Below are 17,887 nucleotides of genomic sequence, written 5' to 3'. Positions count from 1 at the left end.
CTGTAATTGTCCTAGATTGTCCCATTTTGACGACATAGGTAGTCAAAAGTGGGCTAAATTTAACGATTACGCTGACGACAAAAGTCATCCGAAAATACCAATACGAACCTCCGAATTTAGCAAGGTTGAGGTTGACTTGCTAAGAAGGGAGACATAAGCCGACGCGTACCTAGCGGTTGCTAAAAAGGATGATAGAACTATATTCTCTATAATATAGTTAAGGAGACATCTATTATGAAAAATGATGATAAGAGAGTAATTTGGAAGCATGAAAGTGATTTGAAACTAATGCAGGTTATTTCGGAATTTATTGAAAAACATCACATTGATTCCGTAAGAAAATATCAGCAAAAATTAAAAGAATTTCCTAAAGAAGTTCCTAGTTTGTGGTTTATCAAAGAACGCTTTGGATCTTGGGATAAATTACTGATTCAATTAGGTGAAAATAGATTAGAGAGATATTGTTGGTCGAAAATACCCAATGATGAATTGAAAGAAATTGTTGTAACATTTATTAAAGAAGAAGGAGTACGTTCTCAAAGATCTTACGAGAGAAGCACTGTTGGAAATAAAGCTGTTCCTTCTCTAGATACTTTGAAAAAACGATTTGATGATATTAAACCTTTCTTTAAAAGAGAAGCAGAAGAATCATTCTCAAATTTTGAACTTCTTTTTGAGTTAAGAAATGAGATTATTCGATTAGGTTTGGAAGAGAGTTTATCAATGAACGAGTTTAGAAACAGAGCGAATTCAGAATATTTACCATCAGTGGATACAATTATGAGGAAAACTGGGAAGTCTTGGGAAGAATTGATGAAAGAGATTGGTTTTGATTATAGAGAAATCAAGATTGAGAAATTAATTAGGAATTTCAAGTAAAGAATTTTCAATGACAAAAAAGCATTCTCAAATGAGGATGCTTTTCTATTTGAGCTAATTGACTTCTATTCTGGTATTTTGGGATGATAAAGCTCAATAATTTCTTGTTGATTTTCGGACCATCTATGTTTCAGTGATGCATTTTCACTGTCATTAATAACAATCCCATAAATTTTTTTCAAATTTTTATTATTAACGCTTTTTATATCTATATTATGTTTCTTCATTTGAATCGATTGATACACAATATTTAAACTCTTTACATCGGATGGATGGAAAAAAAATGTTGAATAAAGTTTATCCTTAGTTTCATTTTGAATAACTTTGTTTTTGTTGATTTTTAGTTTATAACTATCCCAACCTTCAAGTTTTATCAATAAAATTTTGATTACATCTTCTAGATACTTATTATCTTTAGAGCTATTTAAGTATTGTGAAATGAGTCTTGGGACAACCGTCAAACATGAATAATATATAGAGTTTATATTAAAATCAAATAGCAGATGGTAGATTGTCACATAGTCTTTTCTTAAAATAGCTTCATGAAGAAGTAAGCCTAAAGGGATACCAACTAACTCTAAATCTCCATCTAAATTTTCTCTTTCTTTTTCCAATATACTGTAGTAGTGAGAATTTATACTATGAAAGTTATAGTGGAAAGGGCTGTCAATTTCATATGAGAACATTCTAATATTTTCGATTAGTTCATATGTCATTTTTCTTTTTTTAGTTTTTGAAAGCTCGCTGCTTTCCCATATAATTTGATAGTATTCTTTATAAAAATTTGCATTCGTTCCGAACATATGGATGAGATTATGTTTTCCGAGTCTAGTGTAAGAAAAATCATTATTCAATTTAAAGTATGTGTACCGAATAGTTAAATTCATTGCTCTGTAGAGTTGATCTTCAAGGTGCACAAACTCCTCTATATTAGAATTATTCTTGAAGTGTTTTAAAATTCTACTGAGTATTCCATTCAGCTCATGGCTCTCTAAAAATACACTGTTATTTATAAGGATAATTAGAATTTCGCAATACTGTTTTATAGCTGGAGCCAAAAGATTACAATCAATTAGAACTGAAATTTGTCTGATCCAAATAGTGGTAATGTCGTCCTTTTTTCTATACTTCTCTGTATAATTTTCTTGGACTTTCTTTCTGTAGTTTCTTAAAGTTAGGTTACTCAACTGTGAATAAATTTGAAAATTAATAATATACTCAATGTCATTTTTCCGAATCTTTCGTTCAGTATCTTCGATTAGGTCAAAGATAATTTGAGGTGTTTGGTAAGTCTTATTATGTTCGATGAAGTTATGCTTAACTATACGAATGTTTTTCGTGTAGTAAAGCGTACTTATTTTGTTAATAGATTTTTTCTGATTATTCGTGAAAATAATAATTTTTAAGATGTATACAGATAATAAGATCATAGTTACTAAAAAATTGTAAGGAATCACAGCAGATTTAGGATCGTTAAAATAGATTAAAATGTTTGCAAATAATAAGCTGAAAACTGCTCCAGATAACATTGTTAGATTTCCAAATATTGAATAAGAAAAAATGATACGATAGATAGAAGTGCCTAAAATTTTGTCTTTTTTTAAATTAGTTAGGAAAGATAATAAAGATAAAATTAAGAATGATAGGCTTACTTGAGAAAAGACAATCTGTCTTGCTAATTGTTCGTCTTTCAAATCGATTAACTTAGTAAATTTGTCTAGTAGAGGATAATCAAAAACGTCAATAATATTAAAAAAAACTAAGACTAGTATCATTACGAAAGCAATTTCTAGTAATAGACCTAATCTATATCGTATTAACAGTAGTGGATATTTCATTTTGGCTTCTTTAGCGTAGTATTTAATCAATATCTGTCTTTTTAATTTGCCAATTTTATATTTTAAATTATTCAGTTTAAGTCACCTCGTTATATTTCTAACTCTATGATAACAGTATACTGAATAGATATTCGTTAAACAATAAGGATTTTTATGATAAATAAAAATATATTATCCTAGTCATTTCTAGATTGGAAAAGGAGAGAATGAAAAATAAAATAAGATCACCACCGAAAACAAAAACAATGCTATATATTAATTAGGAGGAAAACAAATGAATAAGAAAAAACGTCAAGCAATCTCGCTAGTGGGTGTTCTCACAGTGATGATTGCTTTTTTTATTACCCCTATTACGGCTTTTGCAGCTACTGTTAATTATGAGAAGATTGGAAATTACGTTTCAACTTGGCATATTGCATCTTTAGGTGGTCAGCACTGGACAGATAATGGTGTGCACATGATTAAGGTAGATAATCAATCTGCTTTTTGTATTGAACACGGTGTTCTACTGAATGGTGGATCAGGATTTGAACCTTCTGAGCTAAATAGTGCAGAAAAAGAACGGCTATCTTTGATTTCCTATTATGGCTATCAAATTAGCCCTACAATGGAAAATTATGGGATTACTCAAAACATCATTTGGGAAGAGTTTGGTGATACATTATTGAGCACTCAGCTTCCAAACTATGCCAATCGAAAAAATGAAATTCTAAAAAAGGTAGTCAACCATAAAATTAAGCCAAGTTTTGCGAATCAGAACCTCACCTTAAATGTTGGTGAGTCTATTACGCTAAAAGATACAAATAATGTTTTATCAAAATATGGGAATCTTTTAGAAAATTCAGCAAATCTACAAGTTGAAAAGAGTGGAAATACGTTAAAATTAACTGCTACGGCTAGTTCTAGAGAGTCTGGGAAGCTTCAGTACAGTATGGTGCCAAAAGATCAAGTGGGGCAAAGCTTCATCTATAAGAAACCCGGTGAACAGACTGTAGCCACATTTAAATTATCCAATGCTGGAGAAATGAATCTAGCAATCAAAGTGAACTTAAATGGGAATATAAAATTAAAAAAAGTGGATGAAGATACTGGGAAAGCTGTGCCTAATACGAAAATGAAATTTGAGTATAATGGACAGACAAAAGAATTGGTGACTGATATGGATGGTCTTGCTCAAATTGATGGATTAAAAGCAGGTACGAAAGTAAAAATTACGGAGGTTACTGCTAGTAATGGGTTCGTGAATAAGGGGGAATCAAAAGAAATCACAATTGAACCGAATAAAACAATCGAAGTGGTGTTTGGAAACAAAGCTCAACAAGGATTATTAAAATTGAAAAAGACAGGTCAGAAAGCAACCACTGTTACTACTAAGGATTCTGACTATGGACAGCTACATGATATTACCTTTAATTATGTTCCTCTAGCCGATGTAACGTTTATGATTAAAGCTCGTGAAGACATTAAAGTAGGTGATTATGTTCATGCTAAAAAAGGAAGTGTTGTTGCAACTGTCAAAACAGATACAAATGGTGAATTAATCAATATGCCTAAGCTATATTTAGGAAAATATGAAGCTATTGAAACCGAAGCGCCTGCTGGCTATCTGATCAATAAAGCACCGTTACCTTTTGAATTTACCTATGAAGGGCAAAATGTTGAGCTCGTTTCTCAATCACTTGAAGCAAAGAATGACTTTCAACAGTTAAAAATCACTGTTCATAAAAATGAAGAACAGATTCAGGAGTGGGAGGGAAGTAAGCCAGTATTAGAGGAAGTGAAAGCGAATGACAAAGTATTTGGCTTATTTACGAACCAAGAATATACCATGACTGACAACACCACTGTGCCAGCTAATGCTTTATTAGCATTTGGAACGGTTAATGGAGGGGAGCTTGTTTTTTCTAATCGTCAACTGATGGAAGGCAAGTATTATATTCAAGAATTGGATGCTGGAGAAACCCATGAGATTGATACCACGCATCATGAATTTGAGTTTACGGCAGCGGATCATGAAACAGAAAAAGTGATTGATATTTATGCATCGAAAGACAATCAGGAGGATGAATCACTACCACTGTTAAATAAACTTCATTTTAATCAGTTTTCATTAAAGAAAGTAAATGAAGAAGCAATGTTAGAAGAAAAAAATGGCTATAATTTTACCTTCACTGGAAATGGCAAGGGTGCTATTTTTACTCTGGAAACGGAAGACAAGGAAGTGATTCAAACAGTCACAGTCAATAAGGATTCTTTAGCTACGTTCACGAATGTACCTGTAGGAACGTTCTATTTGAAAGAGAAGCGACCATCTTCTGAGGATTATGTAGGTTCTTCTGAAACCTATCAAATTATCTCTACACTAAAAGGCGTTCAAGCCTATGATAGTAAAGGTAAACTTTTTGGTGAAACAATGAATGAAGAAACAAGTGAAGAAGAGGAAAGTATTGAGCAGACCGAAGAGCCAGATTCTAAGAAACCTACAAAAGATGAGCCAATCGTGTTACTGGAGCTTAAAAACCACTTGGTTAAAGGGAATGCAGAATTAACAAAAACAGACGTATCGGATGGAAAAACTCTACCAAATACTGGTATTCGTATTCTCGATAAAGATAAAAAAGTAGTGATTGAAGGGAAAACAGACAACCAAGGTCAATTTACCTTTGAAAAATTACCAAAAGGTGTGTACTATTTCCAAGAATTTGATGCCCCATCAGGTTATCAATTAGACGAAACACCGATTCAATTTGAAATAAAGGAAGAAGGTGAGATCGTCAAATGTACCATGACCAATCAACTCATTCAAAACGAAAAAGGAAGTTTACCGCAAACAGGTGAAACAACGTCTATTTTAGGAATTGTGCTAGGAAGCTTGCTACTGCTTGGTGTTGCTAGCTATTACTTTTATGAAAAGAAAAAACAGGGAAATAAAACAAAATAAGAATGAAAGAAGGAATCAATTATGTCCAATCGTGTCACGAGTATTGCATTAAAGGATCAACAACTTGGTACTAAAATCAAAGCTACAGTGAAAGAAGAACGAGAAATTTATGTCGAAGGAAAACGAATCCCTTGTCGCATTTTCACTGCTTCATCTGCACTGCATCCAGATTTTGAGATTATTATACCAAATTTAAGAAACTCACAGCGGTTTGATGGAAGAAAAGAAGTGGAATTAAAGGATGCAACACTGGTTCCTAGTGCCAAAAGAAATAACATTGGAACTGCCAGTCGAACGTTAGAATTACAAGTCTTTGCCAAACAGTTAATTACACTAAACTAGAAAAGAGGAAAAACAAATGAGTTTAAAATTTGAAGAAAATACGATTAAGGATTTTGATATCAGTAAAACATTTGGAACCTGTTATTATTTAAGCGCTCAGTCCATCTATGAAAATGATAGTGAAGGCAACCGAACAGAAATGGTGAGGGAACAGCGTGTAACGGTCTATTCAGAAGCAAAAAATGACCAAATTGATATTGCACTACCAGAAGCTGCCGACTTAACATCATTCTCTTATGATGATGAAATTGAACTAACAGGTGAGGTGACTGCTTTAGCTTGGTTATCTTCTTATGCAGGGTACAATGATTCAATTCAATCAGAACAAGCCTTTAAAATTCGAGCTGGTGGAATTAAAAAGGTAGCAGCACTACATCAGAAACCTGAAAAACAAAAGCCAGCTGGAACGGCACAAGGGTAATAAGAGATGAAATTTCTAAACTACAGAGGCATCAGAATCCGTCCGTATCACTTGAATCTGTACTGTTATTACTTGTTGGGTATGTGGTCTCCAGCGCTTTTTGCTAGTTCTGCATATGGCTATTTCAGACTATATCCATTTGTAACTAAATTTTCTGAAAAACAACCAATAGATTATGCTGCTCTCCTTCTTCCAGTTGGAGGGCTTTTTTTATTGCTCTTACTTCCGTTGTTCATTTGTTTATGGGGGAGAAGACAATCTTTTCTCAAAGGTGGGTTCTTTTATCGAGCCTATCAACGTCAGATGTTAGCGCGGATGCTAAAAAGCAATGGCTTGTATGACAAAAAAGAACGAAAATCAAATGAAAAAACCACAGAAAAGATGATTTTCCCTAAAGTCTACTATCGGAATACCAAGGAAATTCTTTATTTAACGGTTCCGACAGATGGAATGAAATGGCATGATCGGTTTGAAAAGATTGCGAAAACCTTTGAAGAAATGTACATTGCTGATTTTATCAATGTACAGAAAGAAATGGGCTTTACAACCTATTCCTTGATGATTGATGTCATTAGTAAACGAATTACCATTTCGGATTGTGTTGTCACAAATGGTCAACTCAAATTGATGGATGGTGTGGTTTGGGATTATGCAGAAGTGCCGCATATGTTGATTACAGGAGGCACCGGTGGAGGCAAGACCTACCTGATTTTGACATTGATTCAAGCGTTAGTGAAGGTGGGAACTGTTGATATTTGTGATCCAAAAGAAGCTGATTTAAAGGATTTACAAGACCTTAAATTATTCAAGGGGCATATCTTTACTGGCACAAAATGGATCACTCGTTGTTTAAAAAATGCTGTGGCAGAAATGAATCGCCGTTATGTTTACATGAAGCTTCTTCCAACCTATACAACAGGTAAGAATTTTGCTTATTACGATATTCCACCTTATTTCATCATCGTTGATGAGTGGGCGGCGTTTTTTGGAACCCTAAATTATAAAGAGCAGGATGAAATTTTAGGGTATATCAAAGAATTGGTATTGAAGGCTCGTCAAGCAGGTGTTTTCTTAATTCTTGCAACACAACGCCCTGATGCAGAGAACTTTGGTGGAGGGATTCGAGATAATATTCTGTTTCGAGTGAGTGTTGGAAAGCTTCAAGAACAGGGATATTACATGACTTTTGGATCGGATCAAAAAAATAAAGCGTTCATCAATAAACCAATAAAAGGAAGAGGGTATGTGGATGATGGTTCAGCTGTACCGAGAGAATTCTATGCGCCATTTGTTCCTAAAGGCTATAACTTTTTAAAAGAATTTGAAAAGATTGAATCGATGAAACTATTAGATACCAGAGAGGTTGATCCGACTGAGGAGGAAATTGAAGAAGCGCAAGAAGCCTTTGAGGTAAAGAACTCAGAGTAACTACCTAAAAGTATATTGAGAAACAGTAACCAATAAAGTATATGGGAAACCAACACATTTCAATGAAAAAAGGGAAAGGAAAAGAAGTGTGTTTCGTTTTCCTTTTTTCGTTGCCTCAGCGGATGGAAGGAGCTGATATGGACTACTTCGTCTATGAACAAGGTTTCCTTGTGAAAGCCACTCGTCTTAACGGGTGGCGGTAGAACGAAAAGGAACAGGCAGGTGTCCTGTCTGTGACTGTGTAGTGGTTAGGGCGAGCAACGCTCGCTCTAACCTGTTACCCCCGCTTAATAACATGGGGGTAACTTTTTAAAAATATGGATACAAAATCATCAGAAATCCTTATGTAACCTAGCTTGAATGGATAGTTAAACTTGTGAACGATTTGGATTGATTTTGTGAACTACAAGAAAGGTAAGAGGCTAAAAATGACCAATCAAGAAATCAGACAATTACGCAATCGACTAGGGTTATCCCAACAGCAATTTGCAGACAAGCTTCACTGGAGTAAATCTTATTTATCCATGATTGAAACAGGGAAACGCACCATAAACAAAACTGCTATTGAACGAATCAACCAAACATTTTGTTTAGAAGGTGGGATTCTTCCAATGCAGGCGAAAATTGATTTTCTTCGGATTCGATTTAAGATTCATGCCCCAGATCAAGTCATTGAAAAGGTATTACGAATGAATCCAGAGGTATTTATTTATAAAAATTATGGGTTTAACCACTATACAGAAACCTATTGTTTTAGTGAAATATTTGTGTTCGCTAATCCTGAAAACTTAGACATGGGTGTCATGATTGAATTACGAGGTCGAGGGTGTCGTGAGTATGAGCTAGTGTTGGAAGAGCAACAAGAAACATGGACAGAGTTCTTTTGGCGACTATATGAGACGAATCTTTTTGATAATCATCGGATGATTGATACAAAAATCACTAGAATAGATTTGGCACTGGATGAGCAGGTTTCATTGCTATATCCAAGCTATGATTTATTTGAACTGAAAGCAAAATACGAACAAGGATTAGTGGACACAACGTTTCGTAACTTCGATTTTACTGGGGGAATTGTTGTGAAAAATGGGCAACGTTCAAATAAAGGTCTGTCTCTATATTTTGGCTCACGTCAATCACCATTCTATTTGAATTTCTATCAAAAAGATTACGAATTAGCGAAAAAAGAAGAAATATCTGTAGAAATGGCTCGTCAAAAGTATGGCATTAAGAATCGTTATGAGATCCGATTAGCGGATGAAAAAGCCTATCTCTTTGTTGAATATTTATTATCTACTGGTGAAACACTGGAATGGGTTGGCAAAGAACTAATTGATACTGCAATCAAAGTTTACGACTGTGATGAAGCTGGGTTGCGTACTCAATACAGCGCCAACTGGCGAATGGTCATTGAAAGTATGCAAGAACTGAAGCTGACCATGAAAGGAGAGAAACCGAGTTATGAAAAGTCATTACGTTGGCTCTCCAATTATCTTGCCCCAACGTTAAAGAAAATTTGGATTATGGACCAAACCTTTGGTACAGATGAATTAATGACTCGGATTAAACAAGCAGAATTGAAAGAAAAAGATCAAGAGGAGTTGGCAAAGCTAACCACAACGATTAAAGAGTTGTTAATACAAGAAGAGGAAGAAGTTGTATCCTCTAAAACTGTATCTGTTACACAACAAGAAGTGGAACAATTGCTAGCTCAATTTTTATTTGAATAAGAGGTGAATGAAATGATTGAATTATATATTGAAAATCTCCACGCTAATAAAGGACGATGGTTTGAATTACCCATTGACTGGGAAGAAGTGAAAGAAAAAATCGGCTTAGATGATGGGCAAGAACATTTGATAACGGACTATATGGCACCTTTTACAATTCCTCATTATGAAAATTTTAATGAAATGAATGAAGTTGCTGAACAATTGGATGAACACAATGGACACCCTGCGATTAACTATTTAGGTGAACTGGTTGATTATGGGTTTTTCAATGATATTTTAAATGCTTTTGAACAGATTGATGAAATTCAAGTCTATTCTGATTGTTATTCTTACAAGGATTATGCGGAACAATTAATGGATGATCTTGGTTATCTCTCTGGCGTACCCGATATTATCAAATGGAATATTGACTATGAAGGGATTGGAGAAGATTTACGTCAAGATGGCAGGCTCTATCAAGCAAGTGACAATACCATTATTGAGGTTATGACATGAACCAGAAACAATTAGCCGAGGAATTGAAACATTATGGATTTATTTGCTTGGAAGGGAAAATCCCTGAGCGACAAGCCCGACAATTTCTTACCGTTAAGAAAATGACACAACAAGAGAATTTAGTGTTTCAGCCTAAAAGGGAACTGTGTTTTGAACGAATGTTGTCAAAGAATACGAGTCTTTATATTGAAGGATTGGAGCGCTTTAGTGAGACTGGTTTATATCGTGGCTTTTCCTACGATTTTTACAAAGCAACCTATCTGTTTAGCTCCCAACCTAGTCGTTTGAAAATTTACGGGATTCAGCTTTCTACAAGAGAACTTCTTTATTTATTAAAGGGGTTCTCTTTTTTACATTAAAAAAGGAGTGACTCCATGAACTTTATAAAAGAGAAAAAACAACCAAAGCCAGTTGTTCCAAAAGAAGAAAAAGCGGCAAATATCCGAACTGTTCGTCTGAGTGTTCTGATCCTGACACTTTTTTTAGTAGTAAGTGGTCCAATTGCGTTGTTTCAGTCTTTCAAGATCCAAGGAAGGATAAAAAGTGAACAAACAGCATTAACCAAAACTATCCAAGAAGAACTGTCGAAAAATACGAGTACGCCTGTTGTATCTGAATTATATAAGCAGTTCTTACATCCTTTTATTACTACTTATATCTCGATTCCAGCTGATCAAAAAGCATTTGAAGAAAGACTTAATACGTTACAGGATACCTATTTTAACTTTGAGCAGGAAGAAGAGAAAAATACAGGGCTTGAGAGAAAATTACTTTCTGCTGATTTTTATGATTTGGTAAGTGAGCAGGGACAAACGATTGCAAAATATAAGATTGCTTATGAAATTATAACACCCATCACAAAAGAACGAGAAGTGAAGAAAAAAGAAGGTGACAAAGAAGTAACAGTCAAAGAAAAATACATCGATTACGAGAAAAGTGAAGTAAAAACGTTACTCAATATTCCTTTTGTTCAATTAGACAATCAATCGTTTAAAGTTACTGCGTATCCTTATTTTTCAAAGGAACCTTCGTTAACATCTGGAAAGGCACTTCAAGCAATAATTGATCGATCTCAGTACCAACGACTAGAGAATAAAGAAGAAAAAGCAATTACCAGTTTTGTGCAAGCTTTTCTTGAAAAATATGTTTCAGATTCGATAGAAGACATGAGCTTTTTGATGAAAGAGCCAGAGTTATTGACTAGTGATTATCAAATTACAGATGCAGCGATTGAACCCTTGATAAAAGAGAAACAGATTGTCGTCTTTGTTACGTTCAAACTAGTGGATGGACAGACCAAAAGTAATCATATAGAAACGATGACATTAGGACTAAAACACCGAGACAATACGTATTTTATTGAAAAATTACGACACTATTTAGGAGGAATTTAAATGAATCAACTTTATTCTAAAAAACAGATTTTGAAAATGAAACTCACTGCTATTTGTAATGCAGTTTTCTTATTCTTTTCAACTGCATCTTCGGCTTATGCCGATGCGAACGCAAAAGAAGCCAGCAACTACATTTTAAATGATTGGATTGCTCCCATTTTCGGTGTCGTTGTTGTTTATTTAGTCATTAAAGAATTTATGAATTCAAAATGGATACAAGGCTTTGCGATTCTGTTTTTTGGTGGCATTATTTATGCCGTGATTAAAGACCCTGCAAGTATTCTAAACTCATTGTCTAATCTAAAAAGCTATTTTGGGTTATAACCATGTACAGAGAGAAACAGATTTTAGATTATCGTGAACCGTTTAATGCCCCTTATATGATTCGAGAAATTGCAAAAAATGTCAATTTACCATTTGTGGTCTATGCGCAAGATTTTACTGTCGCTACTGTGAGCTTTGGGCTGGTTTTCAGCTGCTTATTGCTTTTATTTGGAATGAATCAGCTAGTGATTATGGTCTCTATTGCGATTCCTTATGGGTTGGTTCAATTGTTTAATCGTGTAGAACCAGATGGTAAACGAGCCGACATTTTCTTAAAAGATTACCTGAGCTATTTTGTGATATATGTCCTGAAACATCAGGTGTTATACCATGAGCAGCTCCAAACAATGAAACAAGATAAAATTATTTATCACCGTTGTACGGTGAGTCAATTAATGATAAAGGAGGAAGCAAAAACTATGAGTACGGTAACCGTTGATCAAGTGAAACAAGAAATAAAAGAAGTCATTGTTCCAGAACTCATCCATGAATTTGAGTCGATACAGGCAAGAGAAGAAGGATTCTATGAATTATTTGAAACAGATGATGAGGTATTACTTATGAAAAAGACCCTTCATCGACAATATGTGGATGGATTGCTTCCACTGACAGAGGTACCCAAGTTGAAAGAGCAATATCAATCAGTAATCAAGCAATCCATACGTAAACGAATCACTCGATTATTGTAAGAGGAGGAAAAGTATGAAATTAAAACAGCCTTTTCATAAAGTTTATCAGAATGTGTTAATTACGACAGAAAATGAGGTATGGGCATATTTTACGTGTCCTAGTGAGTATGTCATTGGTCAGAATAAAGAAGTACAAGAAAAACATAAACGGAAGTGGAGCCAGTTTCTTCAAAGTCTGTGGCGTTTTGAAGATTTTGAGTTATTTCTTAATCCCCATTCGTATAATCTTAATGAGCGATTATCTGCTTTTTCTAAAAGCTTTGATGAACAAGCTCAAGACATGGGGAATGCCTTAATTGATCGCACTTTGTCTGAATTAGAAAGTCAGTTACGAGTGATTACAACAGAGAAATTTTATATAGGTGTGAAGCTGTCTAGTCTGTCGTCTGCCACTTCCCTTAAAGGCAAAATAATGGAATTGGTGGATTATTATGCAGGCAAACTTTTAGCAATTATGCAGTATCATATGACCATTGACGAGGATTTTTTGGCACGCTATCGTATCATTGAAACAGAAGTCTTTCAGTTAGTTGGGGCGATTAATGGTCGGAGATTAACTGAAAAAGAAGTATTACAAGTTTGTCGCTATCCCTATGTTCGTGGGATGAATACCTCTTTTGATAGTGATTTTATTGAAAAAGAGGGGTATTCACTAACTGATACGATTCTTGATCCTACAGAGGAACAAGGCTTGTTGAAGTTACGAAGTTTAGAAGGAACTAGCTACATTGCGCTATTACCAATTCATAAATTTGCGCCGAATTTGGCATTTAATCATGTGGCAGAGCTAATTCAAAGCCTGCCTTTTCCAGTAGAGTTTCGGTTGAAGGCACATTTTGAGCCCTTGAAAGGAGGCAAAGGATTAAAAGGAAAATCTTCTAGAGCATCCAAACGCTTAAAGAATAGTGCAAAAGAAACCCTATCCATGGGTGATGCTGAAATGAAATCCAGTCGGTTTAATCGGTATGCTCTGACTGATTTAAATAATAAAATTGATTTACGAGTCCCGGTCATTAAATGGTTGGGACTTTTTGGTGTCTTTGGGCAAACGCCAGAAGAGTGTCGCAGTCGAATTCGTACGGTACTCTCTCTTTGCCAGTCTCGCAATGTGGATGTTGTCAAAGGGTTAGCAGATCAAGTTTTTCTGTTTCATCAATTCTTGTCTGGGAATAAGTTAGGACCCGAAAAAAATTGGATTCATTACACCACAGTAGAGGGAATCAGTGAATTAATGCTAGGGGTAGAAAATAGAATTGGGGACAATGTAGGCATTCCAATTGGTATGGTTTCAGAATTGAAAAATACACGGAATTTAACGCCTAAAGAAATTGCAAAAACCAGTCGAAAGCCAGTATTCTTTAATCCATCTATTGGCAATCAAAGCGATATCGCTGATAAAAAGGCGAATAGTCCACACATTGCTATTACAGGACCCACAGGAAATGGGAAATCTTATTTGGCTAAGTTTGTGTTCTTTCTCTCCGTATTGATGAAAGGAAAAGGACTATATGTTGATCCAAAATCAGAATTCTTTGATTGGATTATGGAAGTGATCAATGACCCAATTTATCAGAAAAAATACCCTGAGACGTGTGCATTCGTTCAGCAACATTTTCACCAAGTCCGCCTTGATCCAGATAAAGAGAGTAATAAGGGAGTTCTTGATCCTATTTGTTTTATTCCGAACCGAGTTGCCGCAAAAGATATGGCACAAGATTTATTTGAAGAACTGTACGACTTTACTAGTGCTAGAGAGAAGAAATCTCGTCTAGCCATGTTAGAAGGCATTGAAGTTGTTTTGAAGAAACGAGATCATGGAGAACGAGTGGGTCTTCTTAATGTGGTTGATTTCATGTTAGAAAATGACAATGAGGAAGTCCGAGATACTGCTAATTTAATCAAAAAATCCGTTCAAGGGTCTATTTTGGAATTGGCATTTAGTTATGGTGAAAATGAAGGCTTAAATCTTCATAACAAAGTGACTGTACTGGAAGTGTTAGGATTAGAAATGCCTAGAGCAGAAACACCAAGTAGTGATTATAGTGCTACCCAAAGAAAATCGATCATGTTAATGATGTGTATTGGAAAGTTCTGTGAATTGTTTGGTTTGCGAGATCGAGAAGAAAGCACTGTGGTACTTTTTGATGAAAGCTGGATTTTTAACACATCAAAAAATGGGCGAGCGATTATTAAATCCATGCGTCGAGTCGGTCGAAGCTTTAACAATACTTTAATAATTGTGACACAGTCTGTGAAAGATACCGCAGAAGAAGATGATACAGGGAATTTTGGTCGTATTTTTGCCTATGATGATAAAGATGAACGAGAAGAAATTCTTCGCCATTTAGGGTTAGAAGTGAGTGAAGAGAACATCGAGTGGTTAAAGAATTTACCTAAATATCATTGCCTTTATTTAGATTTAAGAGGACGTGTTGGGAAAATGTTGGTCTATTGCCCCTATGAAGAATTACATCAAATGTTACAAACTGTGAAGAAAAATTCAAGTGCAGATGTGGAAACTGCCTTTAGTGCATAGAAGGGAGTGAGCCTATTGTTAAAAGATGTCTTCGATATTGATTCCTTCCAGTCTTTCTTTGAAAAGGGAGGCTGGTTTAGTATTAATGAGAATTTGCAAGGTGTTCTAAACGCCTTAATTAACCTTGCCTTCGGACTGATTAAGTATGTGGTTCTTGCGCTTGATTATGTCATTGAACAATTATTTAGTTTAAATCTTTTGGAGGGAGTATTGCCAGATTTATTCTCTACAGCTAGTTCTATCTATAATCAGCTGTTTAGCGTGTTAGGGATCTTACTTTTTACTTTTGTGATTGTCATATCAGTGAAGGACTTCTTTGAAAAAGGAATTACAAAAGCTTTGATTCGTTTTGGTATCTTTACATTGATTTATGCTGGGAGCTTGGTGTTTTTTTCAGATGGTGCAGCCAAAGTCCAAGAGGTTAATACGATTTCACAGAACGTTCAAGGGCAACTAGTAGATTTAACGAGCGGTAGCCTAAACAGCAGTAATCAAAGCACAACAGAAAAACTGGTTGGTGGTGGGCAGCAGCTAGATGGCACGAGTAATATTCGTAACCTGATTTTTGATGAATTTATCATTAAGCCATATGCATTACTCAATTTTGGAAAAACAGATATTACAAAGAAACAATTTGAGCTATATTTAGTCAAAAAAGGAGATTCTTTTGACAAAGAAAAAACGAAAGAAATTGAGAAAAAAATCAAGCAAGATTCCGAAAAAAATTCTTACCTGACTTCGGATCGTATGACAGAAAAAGTCGCTGTATTACTGAATACTTTTGTGATGTTACTTGTGATAGGGGTTGCAGTGTTACTAATAGGTGTTGCCAACATTTTGATTCAGCTGTTGATTTACGGGATTGTTTTTCTCTTTCCATCCCTACTATTTTTAGCACTAATTCCCAATATGCACCATTTAATAAAAAATGGCTTTATGATGCTGGGGACGTTGTTTGCCTCAAAAGTTGGGATAGGCTTTGGCTTTGGGTTACTTTTTTCTACTATCAATCTATTGGATTCTTTCTTTGTCGTCACAAATATTGTTACTATGTTAGTGGGGCTATTTGTCAAAGTTTTATTGGGTCTATTTATCTGGAAAAATAAAGGACAGATTGTTCGTTCTCTGACAAAAGGGAAAACAGAGTTACGAGATTTTACTTTTCCTAAAAGTCCAACTAGTAAACGACAACAAAAGAGAGAACAACGAGAAGATCACCAGAATCGATTGGCTGAGCAAGCTTATAAGACCCAAACCGCAGAAAATGATTATCTTCGTTCTGGGGTAGAGTTAGATCGTGCCTATCAACAGAATGATTTCAAGGATAATCTATTGGTTCAAGCTGGAAATGAAGCTTCCTCTCCTGGATCAGTTTCATTCGATACAGAAGCAGCAAAACCTACAACTGAATCAGTGAACGACTCAGTTAAGACAGAAGAATCAAGTAATCTTGATAGCGAAGATGAGGTGCTTTCTTACAGCGAATCCGAATTGGATACGGTGTCAATATCGCCAAGTGAAGAGCAAGAAACAATCCTAACAGTAGAAGAAATGGATGATAGTTTCCGTCAACAGCAAGCTGTTTCTGAGCAAGATGAACAGCAGCTGGTATACCAAAATGAAGAGAATAGTGACGATCAAATGGAAACACCTCGTTTTACTTCTGAACCCCAGCATCAACCAATACCTGTAGAACTAGAAGAAGCCAAAGAATTAGCAAAAGAAATGGGTGAACTCAGACAAGAAACCTATGAGGAAATAGAAACTATTGAGGAATCAGCCTATGAAGCTATTTAAGAGTATGCCTTTACTAGGGTTCTTTTTTATCTTCATTTTACTGATTGGGGGCGCAAGTTCATCGACTAATGTTACTGGTACGGAAGAGGAACAAAATCTTCCAGAAGTGGTGCTTCGTTGGAAAGAAAAAGTAACAAAAGAAGCGGTTAAAAATGAGATATCCGAAGCGGTGCCTTATCTATTAGGAATTATCATGGTAGAGTCAGGTGGGAATTCTGAAAAATATCCCGATATTATGCAGTGTAGTGAAAGCCAAGGAAGACCACCGAATTCCATAACAGATCCCGATGAATCAATAGAAGTCGGGGTAAAATACTTTGCGAATATGTGGAAAGGGCATCGAGAGTATGAGATTTTAAACATTGTACAGGCTTACAATTTTGGAGGTGACTTTTTGAGTCATTCTGGTAAAAGCTACTCACTAGAGAGTGCTATTCAGTTTTCCAAGAGTCAGGCAAATGGACAGACCATTACCTACAAAAATCCAGTAGCAATTAGCTTGGGCTATGATTATCGCTATGCGTATGGCAACATGTTTTATAGTCAAATTGTGAAGCAGTATATTTCTTCAACCTCTGACAACAATAGTAGTGGTGGAAATTCTGCGCTTGCCAAAGGAGCATTAAACGAATTGTCGGAAGGTATACATGAAGGTGGCGAAAAATATTGGCGTTGGTATGGCTTTAATAGTCGTGTAGAATGGTGTGCAACGTTTGTTTCATATGTAGCAGAAAAAGCGAATGTAAAGATGGAGCGATTTGCTTATTGTCCCACTGGAATAAATAATTTTAAAGCGAATAATCAGTGGCAAGACAGAGGTGTTGAGCCAAAAAGTGGGGCAATTGTTTTCTTTGATTGGGATGGTGATGGGGTTAGTGATCATGTGGGGATTGTGGAGAAGTTTGAAAATAACACTGTCCATACCATTGAAGGAAATTCTGGAGATATTATTGCAAAAAGAAATTATGAAATGAATACTCCCTATATTTTAGGATATGGAATACTATAGTTAAACGTTATCATAAAATAGATTTGTAATTTTTTTATGATAAAATAGTTTTAAATTCTTT

15 protein-coding genes are annotated in these 17,887 nt (G+C 35.2%); 14 read left to right on the top strand and 1 reads right to left on the bottom strand.

All coding sequences use genetic code 11. The features are described from left to right. The first annotated feature begins 234 nt into the window (after nt 1-234). Nucleotides 235-879 carry a hypothetical protein gene (locus IGL42_RS07780; protein ID WP_104671114.1) on the top strand — a complete coding sequence of 215 codons (645 nt, stop codon included), beginning with the start codon at nt 235-237 and terminating at the stop codon, nt 877-879. A gap of 65 nt (nt 880-944) precedes the next feature. Here the strand turns inward: IGL42_RS07780 and IGL42_RS07775 are convergent, their stop codons facing one another. Then, complete coding sequence (locus IGL42_RS07775; RefSeq protein WP_104671115.1) at nt 945-2,717, bottom strand: hypothetical protein; 1,773 nt, start codon at nt 2,715-2,717, stop codon at nt 945-947. A 274-nt stretch (nt 2,718-2,991) separates the two neighbouring features. Between IGL42_RS07775 and IGL42_RS07770 the strand changes: the two genes are divergently transcribed. The 13 genes from IGL42_RS07770 to IGL42_RS07710 all read left to right on the top strand — a co-directional run bounded on the left by IGL42_RS07770 (nt 2,992) and on the right by IGL42_RS07710 (nt 17,826). Then, on the top strand, nt 2,992-5,658 hold the full coding sequence (locus IGL42_RS07770) for a SpaA isopeptide-forming pilin-related protein (protein WP_104671116.1): 2,667 nt from the start codon (nt 2,992-2,994) through the stop codon (nt 5,656-5,658). 21 nt (nt 5,659-5,679) lie between these two features. Beyond that, the gene (locus tag IGL42_RS07765) at nt 5,680-6,000 is read left to right on the top strand and encodes a hypothetical protein (protein WP_104671117.1); all 321 of its coding nucleotides are present in this window, start codon (nt 5,680-5,682) and stop codon (nt 5,998-6,000) included. 16 nt (nt 6,001-6,016) lie between these two features. Then, nucleotides 6,017-6,421 (top strand): DUF961 family protein, encoded by a 405-nt coding sequence (locus IGL42_RS07760; RefSeq protein ID WP_104671118.1) that lies wholly within the window; start codon nt 6,017-6,019, stop codon nt 6,419-6,421. Nucleotides 6,422-6,634: 213 nt separating this feature from the next. Continuing rightward, nucleotides 6,635-7,849, top strand: coding sequence for an FtsK/SpoIIIE domain-containing protein (locus IGL42_RS07755; protein ID WP_414736164.1), 1,215 nt, complete (start codon nt 6,635-6,637; stop codon nt 7,847-7,849). 428 nt (nt 7,850-8,277) lie between these two features. Next, nucleotides 8,278-9,579 (top strand): XRE family transcriptional regulator, encoded by a 1,302-nt coding sequence (locus tag IGL42_RS07750; protein ID WP_104671120.1) that lies wholly within the window; start codon nt 8,278-8,280, stop codon nt 9,577-9,579. A gap of 12 nt (nt 9,580-9,591) precedes the next feature. Then, the gene (locus IGL42_RS07745) at nt 9,592-10,077 is read left to right on the top strand and encodes an antirestriction protein ArdA (RefSeq protein ID WP_104671121.1); all 486 of its coding nucleotides are present in this window, start codon (nt 9,592-9,594) and stop codon (nt 10,075-10,077) included. Further along, entirely contained in the window at nt 10,074-10,436 is a 363-nt protein-coding gene (locus IGL42_RS07740) for a hypothetical protein (protein ID WP_104671122.1), read from the top strand. Before IGL42_RS07745 ends, IGL42_RS07740 begins: the two co-directional genes overlap by 4 nt. Nucleotides 10,437-10,451: 15 nt before the next feature. Then, entirely contained in the window at nt 10,452-11,471 is a 1,020-nt protein-coding gene (locus IGL42_RS07735) for a conjugal transfer protein (protein WP_104671123.1), read from the top strand. Next, complete coding sequence (locus IGL42_RS07730) at nt 11,472-11,795, top strand: TcpD family membrane protein (protein ID WP_104671124.1); 324 nt, start codon at nt 11,472-11,474, stop codon at nt 11,793-11,795. 2 nt (nt 11,796-11,797) lie between these two features. Continuing rightward, entirely contained in the window at nt 11,798-12,484 is a 687-nt protein-coding gene (locus IGL42_RS07725; RefSeq protein ID WP_104842591.1) for a TcpE family conjugal transfer membrane protein, read from the top strand. A gap of 13 nt (nt 12,485-12,497) precedes the next feature. Beyond that, nucleotides 12,498-15,020, top strand: coding sequence for an ATP-binding protein (locus IGL42_RS07720; RefSeq protein ID WP_104842592.1), 2,523 nt, complete (start codon nt 12,498-12,500; stop codon nt 15,018-15,020). A gap of 6 nt (nt 15,021-15,026) precedes the next feature. Further along, entirely contained in the window at nt 15,027-16,817 is a 1,791-nt protein-coding gene (locus IGL42_RS07715) for a CD3337/EF1877 family mobilome membrane protein (protein WP_104671127.1), read from the top strand. After that, nucleotides 16,804-17,826 (top strand): lysozyme family protein, encoded by a 1,023-nt coding sequence (locus IGL42_RS07710; RefSeq protein WP_104842593.1) that lies wholly within the window; start codon nt 16,804-16,806, stop codon nt 17,824-17,826. The genes IGL42_RS07715 and IGL42_RS07710 overlap by 14 nt, the downstream gene beginning before the upstream one ends. Nucleotides 17,827-17,887 lie beyond the last annotated feature (61 nt).

Origin of the sequence: Enterococcus sp. DIV0712 (assembly GCF_050554855.1) — a bacterium.
Taxonomy (GTDB): domain Bacteria; phylum Bacillota; class Bacilli; order Lactobacillales; family Enterococcaceae; genus Enterococcus; species Enterococcus faecalis.
Note: the sequence above shows the minus strand (reverse complement) of the source record. Positions and strands in the feature narration are given on the sequence as shown.